The sequence below is a fragment of the Streptomyces sp. NPDC029152 genome (genome assembly GCF_055564355.1).
Genome location: NZ_JBVHWR010000019.1, coordinates 15,155 through 37,100, shown reverse-complemented (window position 1 = coordinate 37,100; position 21,946 = coordinate 15,155). Strand labels below are relative to the sequence as shown.

Genomic DNA, 21,946 nt, shown 5'->3' with positions numbered 1-21,946 from the left:
GGCGGCCGGCCGCGGAGTTCCCTTCCTCGACGTCGTGTCCCCGGCGAGCGGCATCCCGGAGTGCCCCATCGAGCCCGCGGACACCAAGCAGCTCGACGCCCTGGCGGGAGGCGACGCGACCGGCCTGCTGCTGCTGACCGTCGCCGCGGCACGGCTCGCCCTGGCCGCTCTCGACGACACGTCCCGGCACATCATCCTGGTACCGGCCCCCGCACGCGGGATCGGCGACACCGCCGGGGCGGACACCGCACCGCGGGAACTCGCCCTCTGCGCCCCTCTCGACCGCGAGGCACCCGCCGCCGCCTTCCTGACGGCGCTGCACACCGAACTCGAATCCGCGCTGCCCCTCGCCTGGCCCGACCGGGAGACGGTCGCCACGCGCCTGCGGCTCGCCGGACTGCCCGCGGGCCGTGCCCTCTCCCGGCTCGGCGTCATCTGCGAAGAGGCGGACGGCAAGCTCCTCGGCCCCGTCGACCTGTGCCTCACCCTGCGCCGCCGCGGCGACCGGTTGGTGCTGGCCGCCGAGGCGGACGGCGAACCGCCGGTGGCCGCGACGGCCCTCGTACGCTGCACGGCGGCGGCCCTCGCGAGCCTCGCCCACGCTCCCCGGCAGCCGGCCGGCACCCTCGGCGTCCTCGGCCCCGCGCAGCGCGCCGAGTTGGACCGGTGGTCGGGCCTGCCGGTCCCATCCGCCTTCCCCGCGGCCACCCTCACCGGGATCGTCGACGCCGCCGCGGCCCGCTTCCCGGACCGCGAGGCGGTCGCCGACGGCGCCGTGTCCTGGAGCCACCGCGAACTCGCCGTGCGCTCGGAGCACGCCGCCCGTGCCCTCGCCCGGGACCACGGGCTGGGTCCGGGCCGTCGGGCCGCGCTGCTGCTGCCCAAGGGACCGGACCTGGTCCTGGCCATCCTGGCGGTGCTGCGCACGGGCGCCTCGATCGTCCCCCTCGACCCTTCGCACCCGCCGGCGCGGGTCGCCCGCCAGCTGCGTCTGAGCGGGGCCTCGTGCGTCCTCTCCGCGTCCACCGGACTCCCCGATGACGTGGACCTCCCGGTGCTCCTGCCGCAGACGCTCGCCGCCGCCCCCGACGCCGGCGACGCCGTCACGACCCCGCCCGGCCCCGACGACGAGGCCATCCTCTTCTTCACCTCGGGATCCACCGGACTTCCGCGCCCCGTCGCCCTCACCCACCGCCAACTCGCGTACAAGACGCTCGCCTCGGGGCGGCTCGTCGGGTTCGACGAGGACGTCCGGTGCGCCCTGCTCTCGGCGGTGACCTCGGACGCCCTGACGTACCAGGTGTTCACCACCCTCGCGGCCGGCGGCTGCGTCGTGCCCATGGGCAACCCGCAGGCGCTCTCGCCCGCGGAGTTCTGGGCCACGACGCGGCGCCTGCGCGTGAACGTCCTCAACTGCGTGCCCTCCCTGCTCGCCGTGATGGCCGAGGGCCTGCCCCCGGGTGCCGCCGAGGACGTCCGCATCCTGCTGCTCGGCGGCGACGAGATCCCGGCGGGGCTGCTGCCCCGGCTGGCGGACCGGCTGCGCGTGGGCACCTTCGCCAATCTGTACGGGCCCACCGAGGCCACCATCGAGGCGGCCACCTTCACCTGCCCGGGATCGGCCTTCCCCGAGCTGACCACGGTCCCGGTCGGCAGGCCCTCCGAGGGCTTCGGCGTCCTGGTCCTGACCCCGCACGGGGACCACGCGCCGCCCGGCGTCCCCGGTGAGATCCACGTGCTGGGCCCCGGCGTGGCCCGCGGCTACCTCGACGACGAGCCGACCGGACCGGGCCGGTTCGTCGAACTGCCCGCGCACCCCGGCGTCCGGGTCTTCCGCACCGGCGACTTCGGCCGCTGGAACCACCAGGGCGAGCTGGTCTTCCTGGGCCGCCGCGACAACCAGATCCAGATCCACGGCAACCGGGTGGAACTCGGCGAGGTGGAGGCCGCCCTCGGTGCCGTTCCCGGGGTCGTCGCCGCCACGGTCCTGCCCCTCAACGGCTCCTCGGGGCCGCCCGCGCTCGCGGCCGTCTACACCTCGGACCAGGACGTCGAACCGGACGCCGTGCGCAGCCGGCTGCGGCTCGGGCTGCCCGAGTACATGGTCCCGGGCCGCGTCCTGCGCCTGGACGAGCTGCCCGTCACGCTGCACGGCAAGATCGACCGCGTGGCCCTCCTCGCGCAACTGGCGGGCCGGGACGCAGAGGTCTGGCAGCCGACCGACGAGACCGGGCGGACCGTCGCCCGCATCTGGGCCGACGTGCTGGGCGTACCGCCGAGCGCCGGGGACCAGGACCTCTTCGCCGCGGGCGGCCACAGCCTCACCGCCGCAGTCCTCGCGGGCCGGCTCGGCCGGGCCGCCGGCGGCGGTGGCATCACCGTCCGCGACGTGTTCACCGCCCGTACCCCCGAGGGCCTGTGCGCTCTGCTGCGCCGCGCCGCGGACGGGGTGCCGGCCGCCCTCGCCCGGCAGGCCTCCTGGCCCGAGACCCCGGGCCCGGTGCACGCGTCCAACGCCCAGCGCCGGATGTGGTTCCTCGAGCAGTACGAGTGCGGTGAACTGCGCCCGTACAACATGGTGGAGGCGTTCCGGCTGCCCGGCTCCTTCACGGCGGCCGACGTCGCGACCGCGCTGGAGCGAGTGGTCCGGCGCCACCAGGCCCTGCGCACCGTGTTCCGCCCGGAACCCGACGGTCTGCGGCAGGTCGTGCGCACGCCCGACCACGCCCGGCCCGGACTCCGGGTCCACCGGGTCGGGCCCGAGGGTGCGGACGCAGCCCTGCGGCGGATCGCCGCGGCGGAGCAGCGCCACGTCTTCGACCCCGCCGAAGGACCCCTGCTGCGCGCCCACTGGCTCGCCGAGGACTCAGCCACGGGCGAGGGCTCCGGCTCCGGCTCCGGCTCCGGCGGCACGCTCCTCCTCTCCGTCCATCACAGCGTCTGCGACGGCTGGTCGTTCGCCGTGATCCTGCGCGACCTCCAGCGGTTCCTGAAGGGCGCCCCTGAGCTGCCGGAACCCGTGCAGTACGGCGAGTACGCCCTCGCGCGGCACGGTCTCCCGGACGCCCCGGAGACCATCGCGTTCTGGCGGCGCGCCCTGGACGGCGCGCCCGGCACGGACCTGCCGCTGGACCGCACCCGCCCCGCGGAACGCAGTTCGGCCGCGACCACGGCCCGCCGCACGGTCGGCGTGAGGACCAGCCTGGCCGTACAGCACCTGTGCCGGGACCTCGGCACCACCTCCTTCACGGCGATGGTCGCCGCCGTCCGAGTCCTGCTGCTGCGCTGGAGCGGGGCCGACGACGTGGTGCTCGGCACCGTCGTCTCGGGCCGCGACCGGCCCGAACTGGCCGACTCGGTCGGGCTGTTCGTCAACACGGTGGCCCTGCGCACCGCGGTCGATCCCGAGCGTGGTTTCGCCGACCTGGTGACAGCGGTGGCGGAGCACGCCCGAGAGGTGCGTGCCCACGAGGACTTCCCCTTCGAGACCCTCGTGGAGACGCTGGGGGTCGAGCGGTTCACCGGGCGCAACCCCCTCTTCGACGTGCTGGTCGAGGCCGCCGTCTCCGGCACCGACCCGCTGGGCACCGAAGAGGGCCCGGCGGCCGAGCACATCCGGCTGGACAGCGGCGCGGAAGGCTTCGACCTCGCACTCAGTTTCACCGAGCCCGGCCCCGGCCGCCCGATCGAGGTGGCCGTCACCTGTCGCGAGGACGTCTTCGACGCGGCGACCGCGGAGCGGATCGCCGCACAGTTCGTCCACCTGCTGTCCGCCCTCGTGGCCGACGCCTCGGCACCCGTCGGCGCGGTCCCGGCGCTCCCCGCCGACCAGCGCGACGCGCTCGTCGCGGCGGGCACGGGACCGGCACTGCCCGCCCCGGACACGGCGGGCACCCTGCTCGACGTCGTTCTCGCCCAGGTACGGCGCGCGCCCACCGGCCGGGCGGTCGTCTGCGGGGACCGCGTCCTGACCTACCGCGAGCTCGACCACCGGGCCGAGGCCCTGGCCGCCCGGATCGCGGCCGCCGCGCCGACCGGGCCCGACCGCGTCGTCGCGGTGCTCAGCGACCGCTCCGAGTGGATGCCGGTGGCGCTGCTCGCCGTGCTCAAGACGGGTTCGGCGTTCCTGCCCCTCGATCCGCAGCAGTCGCCGGCGCGGCTCGCCGCCGTACTCGGGGACAGCGGCGCGGTGGCCGCCGTGACGGCGGCGCGATTCGCCGGCACGGCGGAGGAGGCGGGCCTGCCCACGGTGGTCCTCGGCGACGGGGCCACGCCGGAACCGGCCCCGGAACCAGACGGGAAACCACCTGTCGCGGGCCCCGCCGACCTCGCGTACGTCGTCTACACCTCCGGTTCCACCGGAACGCCGAAGGGCGTGATGGTCGAGCACGGCAGCATCGTCAACTCCGTGCTGTTCCGTATCGGGCACTACGGACTCGACGCCGAGGGCGCCGTCCTCCAGGTCGACCCGATCCATGCCGACGCGGGCATCGTCGACGTGTTCAGCGCGCTCGGATCGGGCGCGCCCATGGTGATCGTCACCCGCGACGAACTGCTCACCCCGGCCGATGTCGCCGCGGTCGTCCGCCGCCACCCGATCCGGCACGTGCTCCTCGTGCCGAGCCTCTACCAGGTGCTGCTCGACGAGGTCGGACCGGCGTTCCGCTCGGTCCGCGAGGTCGTGCTCGGCGGCGAGCGGGTGACCCGCGCACTGGTCGCCCGGCACGCCGATCTCCTGCCCGGTGTGCGGCTGTTCAACGAGTACGGCCCCGCCGAGGACAGCGTGCTGACCACCGTGGAGCAGGTGTTCCCCGCGTCCGGGCCCGGGACCGCGTCCGGCGACGCCTCGATCGGTCGTCCGCTGCCCGGCAAGTGGGTGGACCTGGTCGACGCGCACGGCGAGCTGGTGCCGCTCGGTGCTCCGGGTGAACTCTGCGTCGGCGGGGCGGGCCTGGCCCGCGGGTACCTGGGCGACCCGGAGCTGACCGCCGCCCGTTTCGTGGTGAGCCGGGTCCGGCCCGGCGAACGGGCCTACCGGACCGGCGACCTTGCCCGCCGGCTGCCCGACGGGCGTCTGGAGTTCCTGGGGCGGGCCGACGACCAGCTCAAGATCCGCGGCAACCGGGTGGAGCCGGGGGAGGTGGCCGCGGTCCTCGCCGAAGCCCCCGGCCTGCGCACCGCCGCCGTGCTTCCCGTGCCGGGGCCGGACGGCGAACACCGCCTCGTCGCCTATGTCGTGGGCGAGGCGGACCAGGCGGCGCTGCGCCGGCACCTGGCCGGACGTCTGCCCGCGTACATGGTGCCCGCCGCGTTCGTGTACCTGCCCGCGCTTCCCGTGGCCGCGGGAGGCAAACTCGACCGGCGGGCGTTGCCCTCTCCGGAGGAGGCTCTGGCCGCCGTCGACCCCCCGGCCCCGGCGCGTCCCCTCACCGCGGCCGAACAGCCTGTCGCCGAGGTGTGGGCGCAGGTGCTCGAACGTCCGGTCACCGACCCTGAGGCGAACCTGTTCGAGCTGGGCGGCCACAGTCTGGCGGCCGCGCGCATCGCGCACGCTCTCGGCGTCAAGGTGGCCACCGTCTTCAGGTACCAGACCGTGGCGACGCTCACGGCAGCGCTCGCCGAGCGGACCGGGCGGGCCGACCGGCCGGAGGGAAGCACCGGCTCGCGACGCCCGGCCTCCGGCGCGGCCCCGCAGAGCGGGTTCCTGCCGCTGTCGCACGCGCAGCGCCGCGTCTGGCTGACCTCGCGCTGGGCGGGGCCGGACACCTTCCTCATCTCCGATCTCGTACGGCTGGGCCGCCGGGTCGACGCAGACGCGCTGCGCACCGCCCTCGAGGCCGTCGTGTCGCGGCAGGACATGCTGCGCGCCCAGGTCCTGCCCCGGGGCACGGAGGCGGAACTGACCGTTCTCGACCGGTTGCCGAAGGGGCCTCCGCTGGTCGTCGTGGAACTGCCCGGCGCGGACCCCGCCGGCCCGGAGGTGGCCGCCGCGTTGCGGGACGCCCGGCGGGTCAGCTTCGACCTGGAGCGGGCCCCGCTGTTCGAGGTGCGGCTGCTCGCGGGGCCCGTCGGCGGTGATCTGCTCACCGTCACGGCCCACCACCTGATCTACGACGGCGCGAGCGTCGACGTGCTGATGCGCGACCTGTTCACCGCGTACGACCAGGTCATGGCGGGCGCACCGCCCGCGCTGCCCCGGCTGGCCTACACCTACCAGGAGTGGATCCGCGAGGAGCAGGAGTGGCTGGCCGGGCCCGAGGCCGAGCGCGAGGTGGCGTTCTGGCGGGAGCGGCTGCTTGGCGTCACCGACGGCCCCGATCCCGTGGACCCCGCCCGCCGCCGCAACCGCCGCGGCCGGACGGGGCTGGTCCGCCGGACCATGCCCGCGTCCCTGCTCAGTGCCGCCACCGCCACGCCGTTCGCGCAGGTCGTGACCGCGTTCTCGGTCACGCTGCACCAGCACACGCGGGCCACCGACCTCGTCATCGGCTTCGCCGCGGGCCTGCGGCACCGGCCCGAGGCCGACGACGTGATCGGTTACCTGGTCAACGCGGTTCCGCTGCGGATCACCTTCGACGACACGGTGACCGGCAAGGACCTCCTCCCCCAGGTGCAGAGCGGGATCGTCGAGGCGTACGAGCACTCCCGGCTGCCCTTCGACGTCATGGCCGAAAGGCTTGCCCTGCGCGCCGGGCCGGGCCGCAGCCTGCTGCTCGACCTGGGAGTGAGCTGGGAGAACGCGGGCCTGCGCGCCGACAGCGAGATCGTCGAGAACCTGCTGGCCGACCATCTGCCCGCCACCAGCGACCTGTGGCTGTACGCCCAGGTCAAGGGCGACGTGCTGCACCTCGACCTCACCTACGACGACCACTTGCTCGACGCCGCGGAGGCAGGGGTCTACGTCGATCACGTCATCGACGCGCTACGCGCTCTGACCACCGGCCGCGCCGCGCCGCCCGGCCCCCCGTCACCGTCCGCGAGCCATGACCCGTCGGTGCCCGGCCCTGTTTGGAGCGACACACGCTATGACTTCTGACACCGCCCGCACGGGCCCGGCAGGGGGCCACCGTGCTGACCCCGACCCGACGCGGCACCTGTGCGCACTGTTCGCCGAGGCGCTCGAACTCGACCACGTGACCCCGGACACCGACTTCTTCCTCGCCGGCGGGCACAGCCTGTCCGCGCTGGCCCTGGCCGTCTCCGCGGAGCAGTCCTTCGGCGTGCGCGTCCGCGTACGGGACGTCGTCGAAGCGGCCACCCCGCAGCTCCTCGCCGCCCGGCTGGCCGAGCTCTCCCCCGACGCGGCGAGGACCACCGCTTCCGGGCATCCGCCCGCGGCCGCGCCGCCGGACGTCTCCGCGACCGACTCCTCGCTGCCGGGCGCCCCGGTCGCCGACAGCACGCGCTGGCTGTGGCTCGAGCGGCAGCGCGCCGACGGCGATTCAGGCGCGTACACCGTGCCCTGCCTGCTGCACGGCGAGGGTCCCGTCGACCCCGGCCGGCTGTCGGCCGCGCTGGCTGCCCTGGCCCGGCGCCATCCGGCGCTGCGGACGCGTTTCGTCGAGGCCTGGGGCGAACCGCGGGCGGTGCTCACCGACGACGAGCCGCCCTTCGAGGTGGTGGATCTGGGCGCGCGGCAACTGGGCGAGGCACGGCTCGACGCGCTGGTCGACGACCGGATCTCGGTGCCGTTCGACCCGGCCACGGGTCCGCTCGTCCGGGCCACGTTGTTCCTTCGCACCGCAGGGCGCTGGTCCCTGCTGCTGCTCGCGGACCATCTGGTGTGCGACGGACGCAGCCTGGAGATCCTCGCGAGACAGCTCGTGACGGCCTACGCGGACCCGTCGTCCTGCGGCATCCGACGGAACGGTGACACGGTGCCCCAGGGGCCGTCCGCGGTGCGCCCGGCCGATCCCGAGGCCGCGCTCGCCTACTGGCGGAGCGTCCTCGTGCCGCCCCCGGCGCCGTTGCCCCTGCCGGTGAGCGGCCCTCGCACGGAACCGGCGGGCGCGGCCACCGCCATCGCCGCCCAGGAGATCGGCCCGGACGTCCTGCGCCGGCTGACGCACCTGGGCGGACGACATCACGCCGGCCCCTTCGCGCCGCTCGCCGCCGCCGTCGCGCGCACCCTGGCAGGGCTCACCGGCAGCACGGACATCTGCCTGGGCACGCCCGTGGACCGCAGGGCGCTGCTCGGCGCCGAGGACGCGGTCGGCTTCCACGTCGCGACGGTCCCGCTGCGGCTCGACGTCGGGGACGGGATGTCCGCGGACGACCTGGTCCACCACGTCGCGCGGCGCACCGCGGACGCGGTGGACCACAGCGAGGTGGCCTTCGACACCCTCGTGGCGGCGCTCGACCCGCCCCGGCCCCCTGGGCGCACGCCGTTCTTCGACGTCTGGGTGGCGTTGTACCCGCACATCGACACCGGCCCGTGCCCGCCGGGCGGCATCGCCCTGAGCGGTGGGCCGACGCCGCTGCGCGTCGGCATGTTCGAGCTGTCGTTCCAGTTCGTGGAGCACGCGGACGGCATGAGGCTGGTGCTCCAGTACGACACCCGGCGCTACGCTCCCGACACGGCGGAGCGAATGGTGCAGCGGCTCGTCGACGAGGTGGCGCGCCTGCTGCGGGATCCCGCGGAACCCGCCCCCGAAGCGGAGCCGGCACAACGAGCCTTCGGCGGTTTCCAGTTCGACGTCTGATCCGGCCGGGCACCAGAGTCCCGCACCAGAGGAGAACGACCATGACCGAGTCCCTCATCCCCGACACCGGAACCGTGACCGAGCTGCGGCTGACCGCGGACGAGGCCCGGCAGGTGTCCGAACTGACCCTGCGCCTGGCCGAGAAGTATTCCGCTGCCGACGACGAACGGCTCCTGCAGGAGCTGCCGTTGCACGCCGGCGACCTGCCCGGACGAGTCCGGCGGTTCCTGCGCGCCTTCGCCCTGGACCAGCTGCGCGGCTTCTGCACGGTCAGCGGGCACGTCGTGGACGACGAGCGTATCGGCGCGACCCCCGCGCACTGGAAGGACGAGGGGCGGATCCACCACGAACTGCCCGAGGAGATCCTCGTCCTGCTCTACGGTTCACTGCTCGGCGAGCCGTTCGGCTGGGCGACCCAGCAGGACGGGCACCTGGTCAACGACGTCTTTCCGATACGCGAGTACGAGCACGCACTGCTCGGCACCGGCAGCAGGACGCCGCTGACCCTGCACACCGAGGACGCCTTCCACCCCTACCGCGCCGACTACATCCTGCTGTCGTCGCTGCGCAACCCGGACTCCGTGCCGGTGACCGTGGCCGAGGCGGACTTCTCGGTGCTGCCCGACGACATCCTCGACGTGCTGTTCCAGAGCCGCTTCCGCATCATCCCCGACACCTCGCATCTGCCGGAGAACAACACCGTGCGCACCGAGGAGGACCGGCGGGTGTTCGAGAGCATCGCGCGGCTCGTCGACGGTCTCGGCCTGGTGCCGGTGCTGTCCGGCTCACGGTCCCGCCCGCTGCTGTGCTTCGACGCGACGCACATGTCGGCGCCGCCGGAGGACGCCGAGGCCGTGCGGGCCTTCACGGCCGTCGCCGAGCTGCTGGACGCCAGCCTCACCGACTGCGCGCTCGAGCCGGGCAGTTGCGTCTTCATGAACAACCACCGGGTGGTTCACAGCCGTACCGCCTTCCAGGCGCGCTACGACGGAACGGACCGCTGGCTGAAGCGCGTCAACGTCACGCACGATCTGCGCAAGTCCGGTGCCATGCGCCGCTCGTCCGGCTCCCGCCTCATCGGCTAGCCGTACTTGCCGGCCCGCGGGTCCTGGCCTCGCCGGCGGCTGCCGGGGGTGCGGCGGGGAGTGCGGTGCGGACGGCCGGGCCTGTCGTGCGGGTCCGGCCGTCCCCCTCACCCGCCTGCGACGGCCCAGGTGGGGACGCTGGCGCGAGAGCCGTCACGGCAACACGACGGTGGCCCCGGTCCCGAGCGGACCGGGGCCACCGTCGTGTGCGCTCCTCAGCGGGTCACTCCCCCGGGGGCCGTCGCCGCTTCGCGGACGAGCTCGGTGACCGCGCGGATCGTGGGCGTGCGGAAGAAGTCGTCGAGGTCCACAGCGACCCCCAGTCGCTTCTCGATGGCGTCCAGGACGGAGATGGCCAGCAGGCTGTGGCCGCCCTCGTCGAAGAAGTCGGCGTCCCAGTCGACGGGCCCGGCGGCGAGCACCTCCTCGAAGACGGCCGCGACCGTCAGTGACACGTCGTCGTCGGCGCACGCCGCCGGGGCGGGGGGTCCGGTGACCGGCCCGTCGTCCTGCTGCGCGGGCGCCGCCGTCCCGGCGAGCCGTACCAGCGCCCCCCGGTCGATCTTCCCGCTGACCATCCGGGGCAGGTCGTCGATCAGGGTGAGCGAGCTGGGCACCATCGGGGGCGGCAGCGCGGCGGCGGCACCGGCCCTGACCTCCTCCACCGTGGTGTCCGTGGCGGTCAGCCATGCCGCGAGCGACGGGGCTCCGTCGGGGCCCGGCACCACGGCGACCGCCGCCTGCGAGACCCCCGGGAGCAGCGCCAGCACGCTCTCCACCTCGCCCGGCTCCACGCGGTGGCCACGGATCTTCACCTGGTCGTCGGCCCGCCCGGCGAACTCGAGCATGCCGTCCGGCCGCCACCACACCAGGTCGCCCGTGCGGTAGCTGCGTCCGCCGGGCACCTCGGTGTCGGCGACGAACGCCTCGGCGGTCAGGTCCGGGCGGTTGCGGTATCCGTCGGCCAGGCCATGGCCCGCCAGTCTCAGCTCGCCGACGAAGCCGACCGGCAGGGCACGGCCGTCGGCGCCGGTCACGGTGGCGACCGTGTTGGGTATGACGTGGCCGATCGGCAGGCCGGGTCCGGCGTCCGTGCGGTGGTCGAAGGCGGTGGCGCCCACCGAGTTCTCGGTCGGGCCGTACTCGTTGATGAGCCGGACGCCGGGCAGCCGTTCGTGGTGCCGCCGCACCAGGTCGGCCGTGGTGGCCTCGCCCGCGACGGTGACGGCGTGGAGCGAGCCGGCGGCACCCGCGAGGTCGTCGAGGAGCACCCGGTACAGGCTGGGGACGGTCGTCAGGTGGGTGACGCGGTGCTGCTCGGCCAGTTCGGCGAGCTGGCGCGGCAGCAGCTTGTGGGTGTCCGCGAGGACGAGCCGGCCGCCGGAGGCGAGCACCGGGAAGAGGTCGGCCACCGAGCTGTCGAAGGCCAGCGATGGAAGCTGCAGCAGGCGGGTGCCGGTGTCGAACCGGTGGTTGACCACCTTCCACCGCACATAGCTCGCGATGGCACGGTGGCGGACCTCCACCCCCTTGGGCTTGCCGGTCGAGCCCGACGTGTAGACGACGTACGCGAGATCGTCCGGGTCCGGCCCGGCCGTGGCCGGCGCGGCGGCGCCGGCCACGGCCGCGGCGCCGATGTCGATGACCGGGGTGGTGAGCCCGGCGGGCAGTGCCGCGCGCAGCTCGGGTGCGGCGAGCACCGCCGAGCACCCGGCGTCGTCGAGGATCTCGGCGAGCCGGGGTGCCGGGGAGCGGGGGTCGAGCGGCACATAGGCCGCGCCGGCGAGAAGCGTGCCGGTGATCGCGGGTACGGCGTGGACCGACTTGCCGGTGAGTACCGCGACGCGGTCGCCCCGTCCGACGCCCGACGCGTGCAGTCGGGCGGCCACCTCCCGGGTGGCCTGCCAGAACTCCCGGTACGTGAGGGTGTCGGAGCCCGCGACGACCGCCGGTCGGTCCGCATGGGCGCGGACCGCCTCCTCTATCGGTGCGACGAGCGTCGTGGCGGCCCCGTCCGGCGCGAAGGTCCTGCGGCCGAATTCGATCGCCGTCGCGATGTCGGCCGGGACGCCCGGTGCCAGGTCCGCGACGGCGCCGTGCGGCTCGGTGAAGCCGGCCAGCGTCTGGGAGACGGACCGCAGGAGGATCTCCAGGAACCACGCCTCGGCGCGCTCCGGGCCGGCTTCGGCGACGAGTTCACGGCTGCCGTCGGCGGCGGGAGCAGTCAGGGTCAGTTCAATGGCGTCCCACTCGGACGACCGTTCCAGGGAGGTCTCTCCGACCCTGCCGGAACGGACCAGAAGCGCTCCGGCGAGGGCCGCCGGCACGTCGGCCGGGGCGGGGGCCGAGCGCAGTTCGGCATCGACGGCTCGGACCAGGTGGGCGACGGTGGGCAGCGCGGCCGGACCGACGCGGCACAGCACCGGGCCGGCCGGTCCCGACACGGCCACCGTGGGCTCCTCGGTGTGTTCCGCCAGGCCGACCACCACTGCGCTCGCCGCGGTGAGGGCGACCAGTTCCTCCAAGGGGCGCCCGCCGGACACCCTGGCGAGGCCGTCGGAGGCACCGGTGGCGAGCGGGAGCCTGGCATGGGCCCGCGCGGGCTGCGAGGCGCCCCGGCGTCGCGGGCGGATCGTGGTGGCGGACACGGCAGAGTCAGACGTCACTGGCGCTTTCCCTTGCTCTGGGATCGATCAGGACAACTGTCTTTCGGCACGGCGGCGTTCGGCGCGCGGCGCGCCGCCGTGGGTCTCGTGACGCGTCCGCCGTGATCCGCTGTCCACGCCGGGACGGGCGCGTGCGGGCGTCCCCTCACGGGGACGCCCGGGATTCCCGCAGCGCGTCAGCCGCGCTTGGCGTGCATGTTGGCCATGCCCTCCTTGCCGTGCGCCTTCAGGGCCTTGAGGCGTTCCTGACGCAGGCGCGCGTCGCTGCGCGAGGCGATCCACTCGTTCTCACGGATCAGTTTGCGGTAGCTGTCCAGGCGGCGCTGAGGCAGCATGCCGTCCTCGATGGCCTCGATCACCGCGCAGCCGGGCTCGGCGACGTGCTCGCAGTCGCGGAACCTGCATTCCTCGGCGAGCTCCTCGATCTCCGAGAACGTCTGCTGCAGACCCTCGGTGGCGTCATACATGCCGACGCCGCGGATACCGGGGGTGTCGATGAGCACGCCCCCGCCGGGCAGCGGCATCAGCTCGCGGGTCGTCGTGGTGTGGCGGCCCTTGCCGTCGCGGCGGGTCTGCCGGGTTTCCATCGTGGACCGGCCGAGCAGCACGTTGGCGATGGTGGACTTGCCGGCGCCCGACTGGCCGACGAGGACGCTCGTCCCGGTCAGGAGGGCCGAGAGGATGTCCATCCCGTCGTCGGTGGTGGCACTGACGACCAGCACGTCGACTCCGGGCGAGGCCTGCTCGACCGTCTCGCGGACGGCCTCCGCGTTCTCCGCGAGGTCCGACTTGGTGAGGATCATCAGGGGTTGGGCGCCACTCTCCCAGGCGAGGGCGAGGAACCGTTCGATCCTGCCGAGGTCCGGCTCGGTGTCGAGTGCCACGACGACGCCGACGGTGTCGACGTTGGCGGCGAGCACCTGACCCTCCGAACGCTGGGAGGCACTCGAGCGGACCATGGCCGTGCGCCGCGGCAACAGTGCCTGGACGTAGGCGCCGGCGGCGCCGACCGAGACTGCCGCCCAGTCGCCCGTGCACGGCGCCTTCATCGGGTCGGGGTCCGACACCGGGCCGGTGTCGGCGTGCACCACGGTCACCTCACGGTCGCCGTCGGCGATCACGACGTCGCAGCGGCCGCGGTCGACGCGGACGATCCTGCCCGGCACCCACGAGGCGTCCGCCACGGACGTGAAGTGGTCGTCGAGCTCAGGGGACCATCCGTAGGCCTCCAGCGGCCGCGGGTAGTTCGAATCGGCCGAAGAAGATGAATGACGCAACGCGGAGAGCCCTTCAAGAGGCATTTCGGTCGGGTGGTCGCACGTCGGGATTACATCGGCGGCTGGGCAAGCGGACGGAGGGGTGGGCCACTTTGCAGGGACGCCGCAATGGCGATGACAAATGGCCGCCCCGGCCTTGGCCGACTCCGACGCACCGGACATTCAATGCCGCCGACGCTACGGCAGCGCCGGACGACCCGCAACACCCCCCGACGGTGAACGGCTTGAACTTCTCCTTCACGAAGTCGAGTTCACTCGACCGGAGATCATCCTCGGATATAGTGTGCCCGTCATCCCCGTTGCACGTGCGTCGAGTTCCACTCCGCCGGGGGCAGTCATCCACATCAATGCGGGCGCCCCGATCCGTCGACGACCACCGGGCGTCCCGTCCCACGACCCCGACTCGACTCCTGCGTCAACCGATATCAGGGGGATTTCTTTGAGCCCGGACGAGACCATCACCCATCTCATCGGCGCGACCGCCCTCATCCTGACGGCCGCCCACGGAGCGGGCATGCTGGCACGCAAACTCGGACAACCCTCCATAGTGGGCCAGCTGACAGCCGGGATCGCCCTGGGACCGAGCCTGCTGTCCCAGCTCCCGCCCTCCGTCGGCGACACGCTCTTCCCGGCCGAGATCGCGCCGATGCTGACCGCCCTGGGCCAGGTGTCGCTCGTCCTCTTCCTCTACTTCGTCGGCTACGAGCTGGATCTGGGCCTGCTGCGCGGCCGCTCACGGTCCACGCTGTCCATCGCGTTGGCCGGCTTCCTGGTGCCGATGGTGCTCGGCGCGGGCGCCGCGATGCTCTTCGACGGGACCCTGCACGAGCTGGGGCTCCCCGAGGACATGTCGGCGCGGTCCGTGGTCTTCCTGGCCGTCTCCCTGTCCATCACGGCCGTTCCGGTGCTGATCGTCGTGGTGCGGGAGAACGGCCTGGCCGGTACCGTGCCCGGCGTCGTCGCCGTGTCGTCCGCCGGTCTGATCGACGTGGTGGGCTGGTCGGTCCTGCTGGGCACCCTGATGGATGACGGCGGCGGTTCGGGCATGGCGCTCCCGGTCCGTCTGCTCCTGCTCGCCGCGCTGGTCGCGGTGATGGTCTGGCCCGCGCGCCTGCTGCTGCGCCGCCTCGTACGCTCGACCGGCGTGTCCTCGGCGGCCCGCCTCTCGGTGCTGGCCGGGTTCGCGTTCGCCGCGGCCTGGGCGACCAGCGCCCTCGGACTGCACGTCATCTTCGGCGCGCTGCTCGCCGGAGTGGTGACGCCGCGGGAACCGGACGGCACGCTCAGCCCGGACCTCGTGCGCTCGCTGGACAGCATCGGGTCCCTGCTGCTGCCGTTCTTCTTCGTGGTCTCGGGCCGGAGCGTCTCCATCGGATCGCTGGACGGCACCGCGATCGCCGTACTCCTGGCGGTCACGGTGCTCGCGGTCCTCGTCAAGGTGGTGCCCGGCGCGCTGGCGGCCCGGATGTCCGGGCTGGACAACCGGACGTCGATGACGATCGGGGTCCTGCTCAGCACCCGCGGTCTGACCGAGCTGATCGCTCTCAACGCGGGTCACGAGGCCGGTCTGCTGAGCGGTCCGCTCTACACCGTGCTGGTCCTGATGGCCATCGCCACCACACTGCTGACCCAGCCGTTGCTGGTCCTGGTGCAGAGGATCCGGACCAAGGGCGGCACGGCCGGGGACCAGGAGGCCGGCGGTGTCCCGGGCGGCGCCGGGAAGACCGTGGGCGCCGGGCACAAGCCGGCCTGACGCGGGGCAGCGCGAAGGGGCGGAGGGGATGACCCCTCCGCCCCTGCTGCCGTGCGTCACGCCCGCACGGACCGCCGAGTGCGGTACAGCGCCCGCATCTCCTCCTCCAGGGCCTTGACCTGGTCCAGGCGCGGCCGGCTCTTCGGTGCGAAGAGCCCGTCCTTCTCCCAGCGCTCCGGCTCCAGGCTCAGTACCGCGACGTTGAGCCAGCCACGGGACCTGACCTCCTCCAGGCGCTCGGGCAGCGCGTCCTCCAGAGCGAGGTAGAAGATGACGTGGGCCAGTTCCTCGATGCGCTCCAGGCCGTCGCGCACGCTCGTGAGGACCGTGCCGTAGTCGGGCGTCCCCGCGCCGGGCAGGTTCTGCACGAAGAGCCGGGCGAGCGTCGGCACGTCGTCGAAGTAGTCGATGTAGTCGAACTCGAAGGCACCGCGATAGGCGCGGGCCCAGCTCTGGAAGAGGTTCATGATGTTCCCCTGGGTCGCGATCGCGTGCGCCCCGAGGGAGCTGAGCGTCGTGCTCGCCGACTCGTCCAGGAAGGTCTTCCCGTAGAACTGCGGGTCGGAGAAGGACCATCCGACGTAGTAGTCCCAGATCGTCTTCAGCGACATGATCACGGGGTTGTCGTGGAAGACGTACGAGCCCTGGATGTTGTTGGTGAGCCCCTCGGCGAGCGAGAGGAACCAGCGGTTGGCGTAGCGCACGAAGCCCTCGTCGAAGGCGTCCTTCGTGTCGCGTCCGACCATCTCGGTCACGAAGCTGTTCGCGTAGCCGATCAGGTTGGAACCGACCGAGTAGTACGGGTCGGCGAAGACTCCGGCGTCACCGACGCACGCCCAGCGGTCCTGCGAGAACACCTGGTGCGAGGAGTGGCTGTAGTTCTTCAGCACGCGGAAGTCCAGGACGGGCAGCTCGTGGATGGCCGGGGCGAAGCCCGGGACACGCTCGACCACGAAGTCGATGGCCTTCTCGATGCGGTTGAACTTCGTCACGGGGTGCAGGTCGTCGGAGACGACGATGCCCACGCTGGTGTGGTCGGGAGCGAGCGGGATCGCCCAGACCCACCCTCCCTTGAACATGAAGTGGTTGGTGGAGTGCCATCGTGGCTCGGTGATCCGGTCGTGCCAGTCGATGTGCTCGGCGCCGACCGCCTCGTCGGTGTCGAGCCGGCCCCCGAGGCGGAACCAGACCGAGTTGTGCGGCTTGGGGTAACGCTTGGTGAGGCCGAGCTTGCGCTGCAGCAGCCGGTGCCGCCCGGTCGCGTCGACCACCCAGCGGCAGGTGACGCCGGTGGGCTCGCCCTCGCCGTCGCCGTCGGGCCGGTAGACGACCCGGTGCGGTGCGTCCTGCTCACCGAGTTCGATGTCGAGGACCTTGACGCCCTGCGTCAGTACGGCTCCGGCGTCCTGGGCCACCACCCTGAGGTGTTCCTCCAGGGAGCCGCGGTTGAGCTGGTAGGACTTCGCGGGCAGGAACCGGTTGACGCCGAACTCCGTCTCCTGGTGCAGCCCTTCGCCGTCCCCGTAGAAGTAGCGCAGGCCCAGCTTCTCCAGCTGGTGTTCGTCGAGGTAGTCGCGCAGGCCGATGACGGTGTCGAAGTAGTACGCGCCCACCTCGACCGACGACTCGCCGACCTTGAACGCCGACAGCGGGATCGGTGAGCGCTCACGCTCGCACACGAGGACCGAGAGCGACGGGTACGCGTCCTTGAGCTGCTTGGCCAGGCAGAGGCCGGCCAGTCCGCCGCCCGCGATGACCACGTCGTGGTCGACACCGGTGAACATGGATTCCGTACCGCGTTGTCCGCTCACGATGTACCCGCCTTGTCGCTGTGTCGGTTCTCGATGGTTCGGGCCAGACTCCGGATCGTCCGGTCCGTGTAGACAGCCGAGTTGTCCAGCTGGACGCCGAGCCGCTCCTCGACCCCCGCGACCAGGTCCATCACGCTGAGGGAGTCGCCGCCGAGGTCGAAGAAGTCGTCGTCGAGGTCGATGCGGTGGGGGGCGAAGAGCTTCTGCCAGATCTCCAGGAGGACGGCTTCCACCCGGGTCGCAGGCTCGGGGCCGGGACCGGTGCGGCCGACGGACTCCTCGTAGCGGAGGCTCAGCGCCGCCTCGTCGACCTTGCCGTGAGCGGTGAGCGGCAGGGAGTCGACCGGGACGATCGCCGAAGGAACCATGTAACCGGGCAGGTTGTCCTGGGCGAAGGCCCGCAGCCGGTGGACGTCTTGGGCAGCGGGCCCCTCCACGAAAGCGATCAGGAGCGGTGTGCCGGCATCCGTGTCACGGCGCAGGAGGTGGACGTGACGCACTCCGTCCCCCTTCGAGAGGACCTGGGCGACATGGCCCAGTTCCACGCGGCGGCCGCGGATCTTGACCTGCCCGTCCCGCCGCTCGACGAACTGCAGGTCACCGCCCTCCAGCTGCCGGACGATGTCCCCGGTGCGGTAGAGGCGTTTGCCCGCGGCCGGCGCCGTGGCCGGCGTGAAGAACCGTTCCGCGGTCAGCTCCGGGTTGCCGAGGTAGCCGCGGGCCAGGCCCGCTCCGGCGAGGTGGAGCTCGCCGATACCGCCGGGGGCCACGGGGGCGCCGGCCTCGTCCAGGACGAACGCCTCGGTGTTGTCGATCGGCTTGCCGATGAGCACGCACTCGTCGGTGGCCGCGAGGGCGTGCACCGTGGAGCAGACGGCGTTCTCCGCGGGGCCGTACTCGTTGTAGAGACGCACGTCGGGAAGCCGGAGGAAGTGCTCCTGGGTCACCTTCGTCGTGAACCACTCCCCCGCGATCGTGACGCTGCGCAGGGACGTCAGCCGCCGCGCGACCATCCCGCCCAGGAGGCGCCGGTACAGCGCGGGCGTGATCAGGAAGTGGGAGACACCGCGGTGTTCCATCAGGCCGGTGAGGTACGACCGGTCGGTGATCCGGTCCCGGCGCGGCAGGAGCAGGCGTGCGCCGGAGGTGAGGGCGCAGAAGGTGTCCGCGACGGCGCTGTCGAACGACGGCCGCGGCATCGCCAGGGTCACGTCGTCGGGGCCGAAACCGTAGTAGGCGTTGCGCCAGGTCAACGTGTTGACGATCGAACGATGCTCGACGGCGATGCCCTTGGGGGCGCCGGTCGTGCCCGATGTGTACATCACGTACGCGAGGTCGGTGGGCGTGGCCGCCGGAGCCGGGTCGGACTCCGGTGTGGCCAGATGCGGGCCCATCACGTCGAGCACGAACAGTTCGCCGCCGAAGAACACCGCGCCCGCGGCCGTCGACGACTCGATCACCACGGCCGCGGGTGCCACGTCGTCGATGATCCGCTGTGTCACGCCGGGCGGGTTGTCGGGGTCCAGAGGGACATAGGCGCCTCCGGCCTTGAGGGCGGCGAGCATGGCGACGATCATGTCCGGGGGCCGCCGGACCAGGATGGCCACCCGGTCATCGGGGCGTATTCCGCAGTTGTCGCGCAGATGGTGGGCCAGCCTGTTGACCTTGCGATTCAGTTCGCCGTAGGTCAGTAATTCACCTTCGAATTCCAAGGCGATGTTTTCAGGAGCCGCCCGTACGCGTTCCTCGAAAAGGGAAGTCAGGGTCTTCGGGTTGTCTCGGTTCGTCGGCAAACATCCCCCTGAGGAAAAGCACTCGAATTCTGAACTCGGGTAGCCTAGCCGCCGCCGATCGGATGATCAAGGGGGCCGATTAGCCTTTCTGTGAGGTCATTTCACGGCCGGACACCTACCGAAAGGGACGGCCGTGAAAGACCGTTTCGGCGGTCGTCCGGCCCCCGCGCTCCAGAGTTCGGACGATTGCACCGGTCGTTTCGTCCCGTGCCGTCTGCGGAAAGAAGTGCCCTCCCGGCATGGGCACGATGTCGAACGGCCCCGCGCACAGCGCCCTCCAATTCGCCGCCTCGTCGGCAGTGACCACCGGATCCTCGTCGCCGTACATCACCGTGACCGGTGTGGTGACGTGTGAGCGCGCGCTCGGCGGGCGGTAGGCCGCCTGCGCGGTGAAGTCCGCGCGCAGCACCGGGAAGAGCCACTCGCGATAACCGGGCCGGCTCAGGCCCGCGGTGTTCGCACCGAGCCGCTTCCAGAGCACTTCGATTTCGTGGTCGTCGCCGGGCGGCTCCAGGGTCGTCGCCCCCGGCGCGACCGCAGCGAGGACGACGAGGCGCAGCGGCGGCCGGCCGGCCCGCGTGAGTCGGTGCGTCAGTTCGTAGGCCAGGAAGGCACCGAAGCTGTGCCCGACCAGGACCAGGGGGTCCGGGAGCGCGAGGACGTCCGGCAGCACGTCGGCGATCAGCTCGTCCACGGACGACAGCGGCGCCTGACCCCCGCGCTCCTCACGACCGGGACCCACGTGGCCGTAGAGCACGAGGCGTTCGGGGAGCAGACGCCGCCAGAGGGCGAAGCCGGTCGCTCCACCGCCTGCGCACGGGAAGCAGACCAGCGTGACGGGGTCGGTGTCGGGTGTGCTCGGATCCGAAGTCGACGTCGAAGGCGAGGGCGGCGGGCCCAAGCGGCGCAGCGACGCGCCGCCCTGCCCGGCGTTGCTCTGCATGTACGCACCACCAGGAGGTTCTATGACGGGCACAGCGGGACGGAGTGCCGTTGCGGCGTCTACTGGTCCGCAGGGACGGTCACGGGCCAGGTGCGCTCGGCCCGGTCACGCAGGAGCTCGGAGGTGACGCCCCGTTCGGCGGTGAGCCTGCCGAGGACGGCGGCCTGCTGGACCGGTTCCGCGTCCGCCTCGTACTCGGAGCCCGTGAGGTGCTTGAGCCAGGGTTCCAGACCCATGGCGTAGGCGTAGACGTGGCGGGCGTCGAGCTGCCGGGCGAGCTGGTCGGCCTGCGCGGCGTCGCTGCCCTTGAGCCGGCGGCCCTTGTCGTGCTCGCGGGAGAGCTTCTCCTCCAGCAGCGGTCCGTACAGCCAGCCGAGGGGCGCTCCGACACATTCGAGACCGATGAAGAGGGCGTCGAGCGGCGCCTCGGTCAGCCCGGGAACGTTGTCGTAGAGGGCGGGCTCCAGAGGTGTGATGTCGGTGGCGAAGAGGAACCTGCGGCCGCCCGCCCGGACGAGCGGAACCATCTTGGTGCGGATGTCGAGATCGGCGTGCTCACCGAGGAAGGGGAGGGCGGTGACCTCGACCTCGTCCCCCACGGAACGGGTGTCGAGCTCGGCGAGCTCCTGGACGTTCGGGAAGCCGAGTGCCTCGAGCATGGTCTTGAGGCTGGGATCCGCGAGCGAGCCGCCGGAGGCACGCGGAACGAGGATCGTGCCGATGCGGGTGCGGAGTTGGAGCAGCGTCTCCAGCGAGAAGTGGTCCGAGTGGAAGTGGCTGATGACAACGGTGTCGATGCGCGGCGGCAGGTCCTCGATCGTGAAGTGCTCGTGCCCGTCCCCGGTGTACCCGATGAGCGGGTCCAGGAGCACGGAGGTGCCGCCCGTCTCGATGAGCACCGAGGCGTGGTTGAGGTAGCGCACCCGCACGTCTCCGGCCGGGGGCGGAGTGTGGGGCGGCGGCGGGGTCGCGTGGAACAGGGCGGTGAAGGCGGGGAGGCGGGTGTCGTCGATGCCGAGGCGCTCCGCCAGGTCCGGGACGTCGACGGGGGCAAGGCGGGCCGCGAACAGTTCGTCCCACAGGGGCGAGTCGAACGGTACACCGATGTCCAGGCGGTCGGCACTGGGCAGCACGGGACTGCTGTACACGAACGGCTGTGGTTTCGGCGCGGCCATCAGGGACACGCACTGCCCGTGCCGCTCGAAGGCCGGCGACGAGTACATCAGCGACTCGAAGAACCGGAAGGTCGGCCGGTGGGCGGTGTCGTAGACGAGCTCGACGCGGCCGCGGAGCGATGCCGGCACCTCGGAGTACAGGGGTTCCATCGATCCGCCGAGCGCCTTCTCCCTCAGCAGGGCACGGAGCCGGTCGATGTCGTCGGCGAGCTGCAGCTTGGCCCGTCCGTCCTTCGCCATGGTCTCGCGGACGGCCTGGACGTCCTCCTGACCGGCACCCTGGGGGTCGAGGAAGGGCGCGCCGTAGCGGTGGGGGTCCGCGGTGACCTGCTCGTGGATGTGCGGGGCCTTCAAGTAGCTGTCCACGATGGGCAGAAGACGGTCCCGCAGGTTGAGCGCACCGGTGTGGGGAGCCAGGAGATAAGGCCACGCGTACCAGCGGTGCAGCAGGGGCTGCGCAACCACGGACGGGCGGAGGTAGAGCTTCTGGTGTGCCGGCACGTTGCTTCCCTCGCTGTCGAAGATTCGGTGGGGGGTGGTTCGCGGCGTGGCGTGCGTGCGTCTGTCGTCGTGGGGGCGGGCGAGGCGCGGGCTGTCCGGCCCTGCCCGGTTGAGACGGTCGTGTCACCAGGGGCGAAGCGGTGGTGTCACCCAGTTCGAAGGAGGACGGGTAAGCGGGTCAGTGGCGGTGGTGCGGTGCCCTGTACGCGGTCGGGTCAGCTCTTCTGCTTCGCGGCTCCG

Annotated in this window: 10 protein-coding genes; 4 read left to right on the top strand and 6 right to left on the bottom strand. The window is 72.5% G+C overall.

All coding sequences use genetic code 11. The annotated features are described in order from the left end of the window. The first annotated feature begins 34 nt into the window (after window positions 1-34). Genes ACZ4V6_RS30165 through gntD form a run of 3 tightly spaced genes read left to right on the top strand, consistent with a single transcriptional unit; the run spans window position 35 to window position 9,787 of the window. Window positions 35-7,036 carry an amino acid adenylation domain-containing protein gene (locus ACZ4V6_RS30165; RefSeq protein ID WP_467833588.1) on the top strand — a complete coding sequence of 2,334 codons (7,002 nt, stop codon included), beginning with the start codon at window positions 35-37 and terminating at the stop codon, window positions 7,034-7,036. Then, on the top strand, window positions 7,026-8,702 hold the full coding sequence (locus ACZ4V6_RS30160; protein WP_467833586.1) for a condensation domain-containing protein: 1,677 nt from the start codon (window positions 7,026-7,028) through the stop codon (window positions 8,700-8,702). The genes ACZ4V6_RS30165 and ACZ4V6_RS30160 overlap by 11 nt, the downstream gene beginning before the upstream one ends. A gap of 41 nt (window positions 8,703-8,743) precedes the next feature. Continuing rightward, on the top strand, window positions 8,744-9,787 hold the full coding sequence (gene gntD, locus ACZ4V6_RS30155; RefSeq protein ID WP_467833584.1) for a guanitoxin biosynthesis L-enduracididine beta-hydroxylase GntD: 1,044 nt from the start codon (window positions 8,744-8,746) through the stop codon (window positions 9,785-9,787). A gap of 215 nt (window positions 9,788-10,002) precedes the next feature. Here the strand turns inward: gntD and ACZ4V6_RS30150 are convergent, their stop codons facing one another. Together ACZ4V6_RS30150 and rsgA are read right to left on the bottom strand one after the other, a co-directional pair. After that, window positions 10,003-12,453 (bottom strand): non-ribosomal peptide synthetase, encoded by a 2,451-nt coding sequence (locus ACZ4V6_RS30150; RefSeq protein WP_467833583.1) that lies wholly within the window; start codon window positions 12,451-12,453, stop codon window positions 10,003-10,005. A gap of 176 nt (window positions 12,454-12,629) precedes the next feature. Further along, a complete protein-coding gene (gene rsgA / locus ACZ4V6_RS30145) occupies window positions 12,630-13,754 on the bottom strand; it encodes a ribosome small subunit-dependent GTPase A (RefSeq protein ID WP_467833581.1) in 1,125 nt (374 codons plus the stop codon). A 415-nt stretch (window positions 13,755-14,169) separates the two neighbouring features. Between rsgA and ACZ4V6_RS30140 the strand changes: the two genes are divergently transcribed. Beyond that, on the top strand, window positions 14,170-15,483 hold the full coding sequence (locus ACZ4V6_RS30140) for a cation:proton antiporter (protein ID WP_467833579.1): 1,314 nt from the start codon (window positions 14,170-14,172) through the stop codon (window positions 15,481-15,483). Between the two features lie 56 nt (window positions 15,484-15,539). Here ACZ4V6_RS30140 and ACZ4V6_RS30135 read toward each other — a convergent pair whose 3' ends face one another. The 4 genes from ACZ4V6_RS30135 to ACZ4V6_RS30120 all read right to left on the bottom strand — a co-directional run bounded on the left by ACZ4V6_RS30135 (window position 15,540) and on the right by ACZ4V6_RS30120 (window position 21,706). Continuing rightward, window positions 15,540-17,294, bottom strand: coding sequence for an NAD(P)/FAD-dependent oxidoreductase (locus ACZ4V6_RS30135; RefSeq protein WP_467833578.1), 1,755 nt, complete (start codon window positions 17,292-17,294; stop codon window positions 15,540-15,542). Beyond that, on the bottom strand, window positions 17,291-19,087 hold the full coding sequence (locus tag ACZ4V6_RS30130) for a non-ribosomal peptide synthetase (protein ID WP_467833576.1): 1,797 nt from the start codon (window positions 19,085-19,087) through the stop codon (window positions 17,291-17,293). The genes ACZ4V6_RS30135 and ACZ4V6_RS30130 overlap by 4 nt, the downstream gene beginning before the upstream one ends. Window positions 19,088-19,202: 115 nt before the next feature. Further along, entirely contained in the window at window positions 19,203-20,030 is an 828-nt protein-coding gene (locus ACZ4V6_RS30125; protein WP_467833575.1) for a thioesterase II family protein, read from the bottom strand. A 59-nt stretch (window positions 20,031-20,089) separates the two neighbouring features. After that, window positions 20,090-21,706 carry an MBL fold metallo-hydrolase gene (locus ACZ4V6_RS30120; protein ID WP_467833573.1) on the bottom strand — a complete coding sequence of 539 codons (1,617 nt, stop codon included), beginning with the start codon at window positions 21,704-21,706 and terminating at the stop codon, window positions 20,090-20,092. Window positions 21,707-21,946 lie beyond the last annotated feature (240 nt).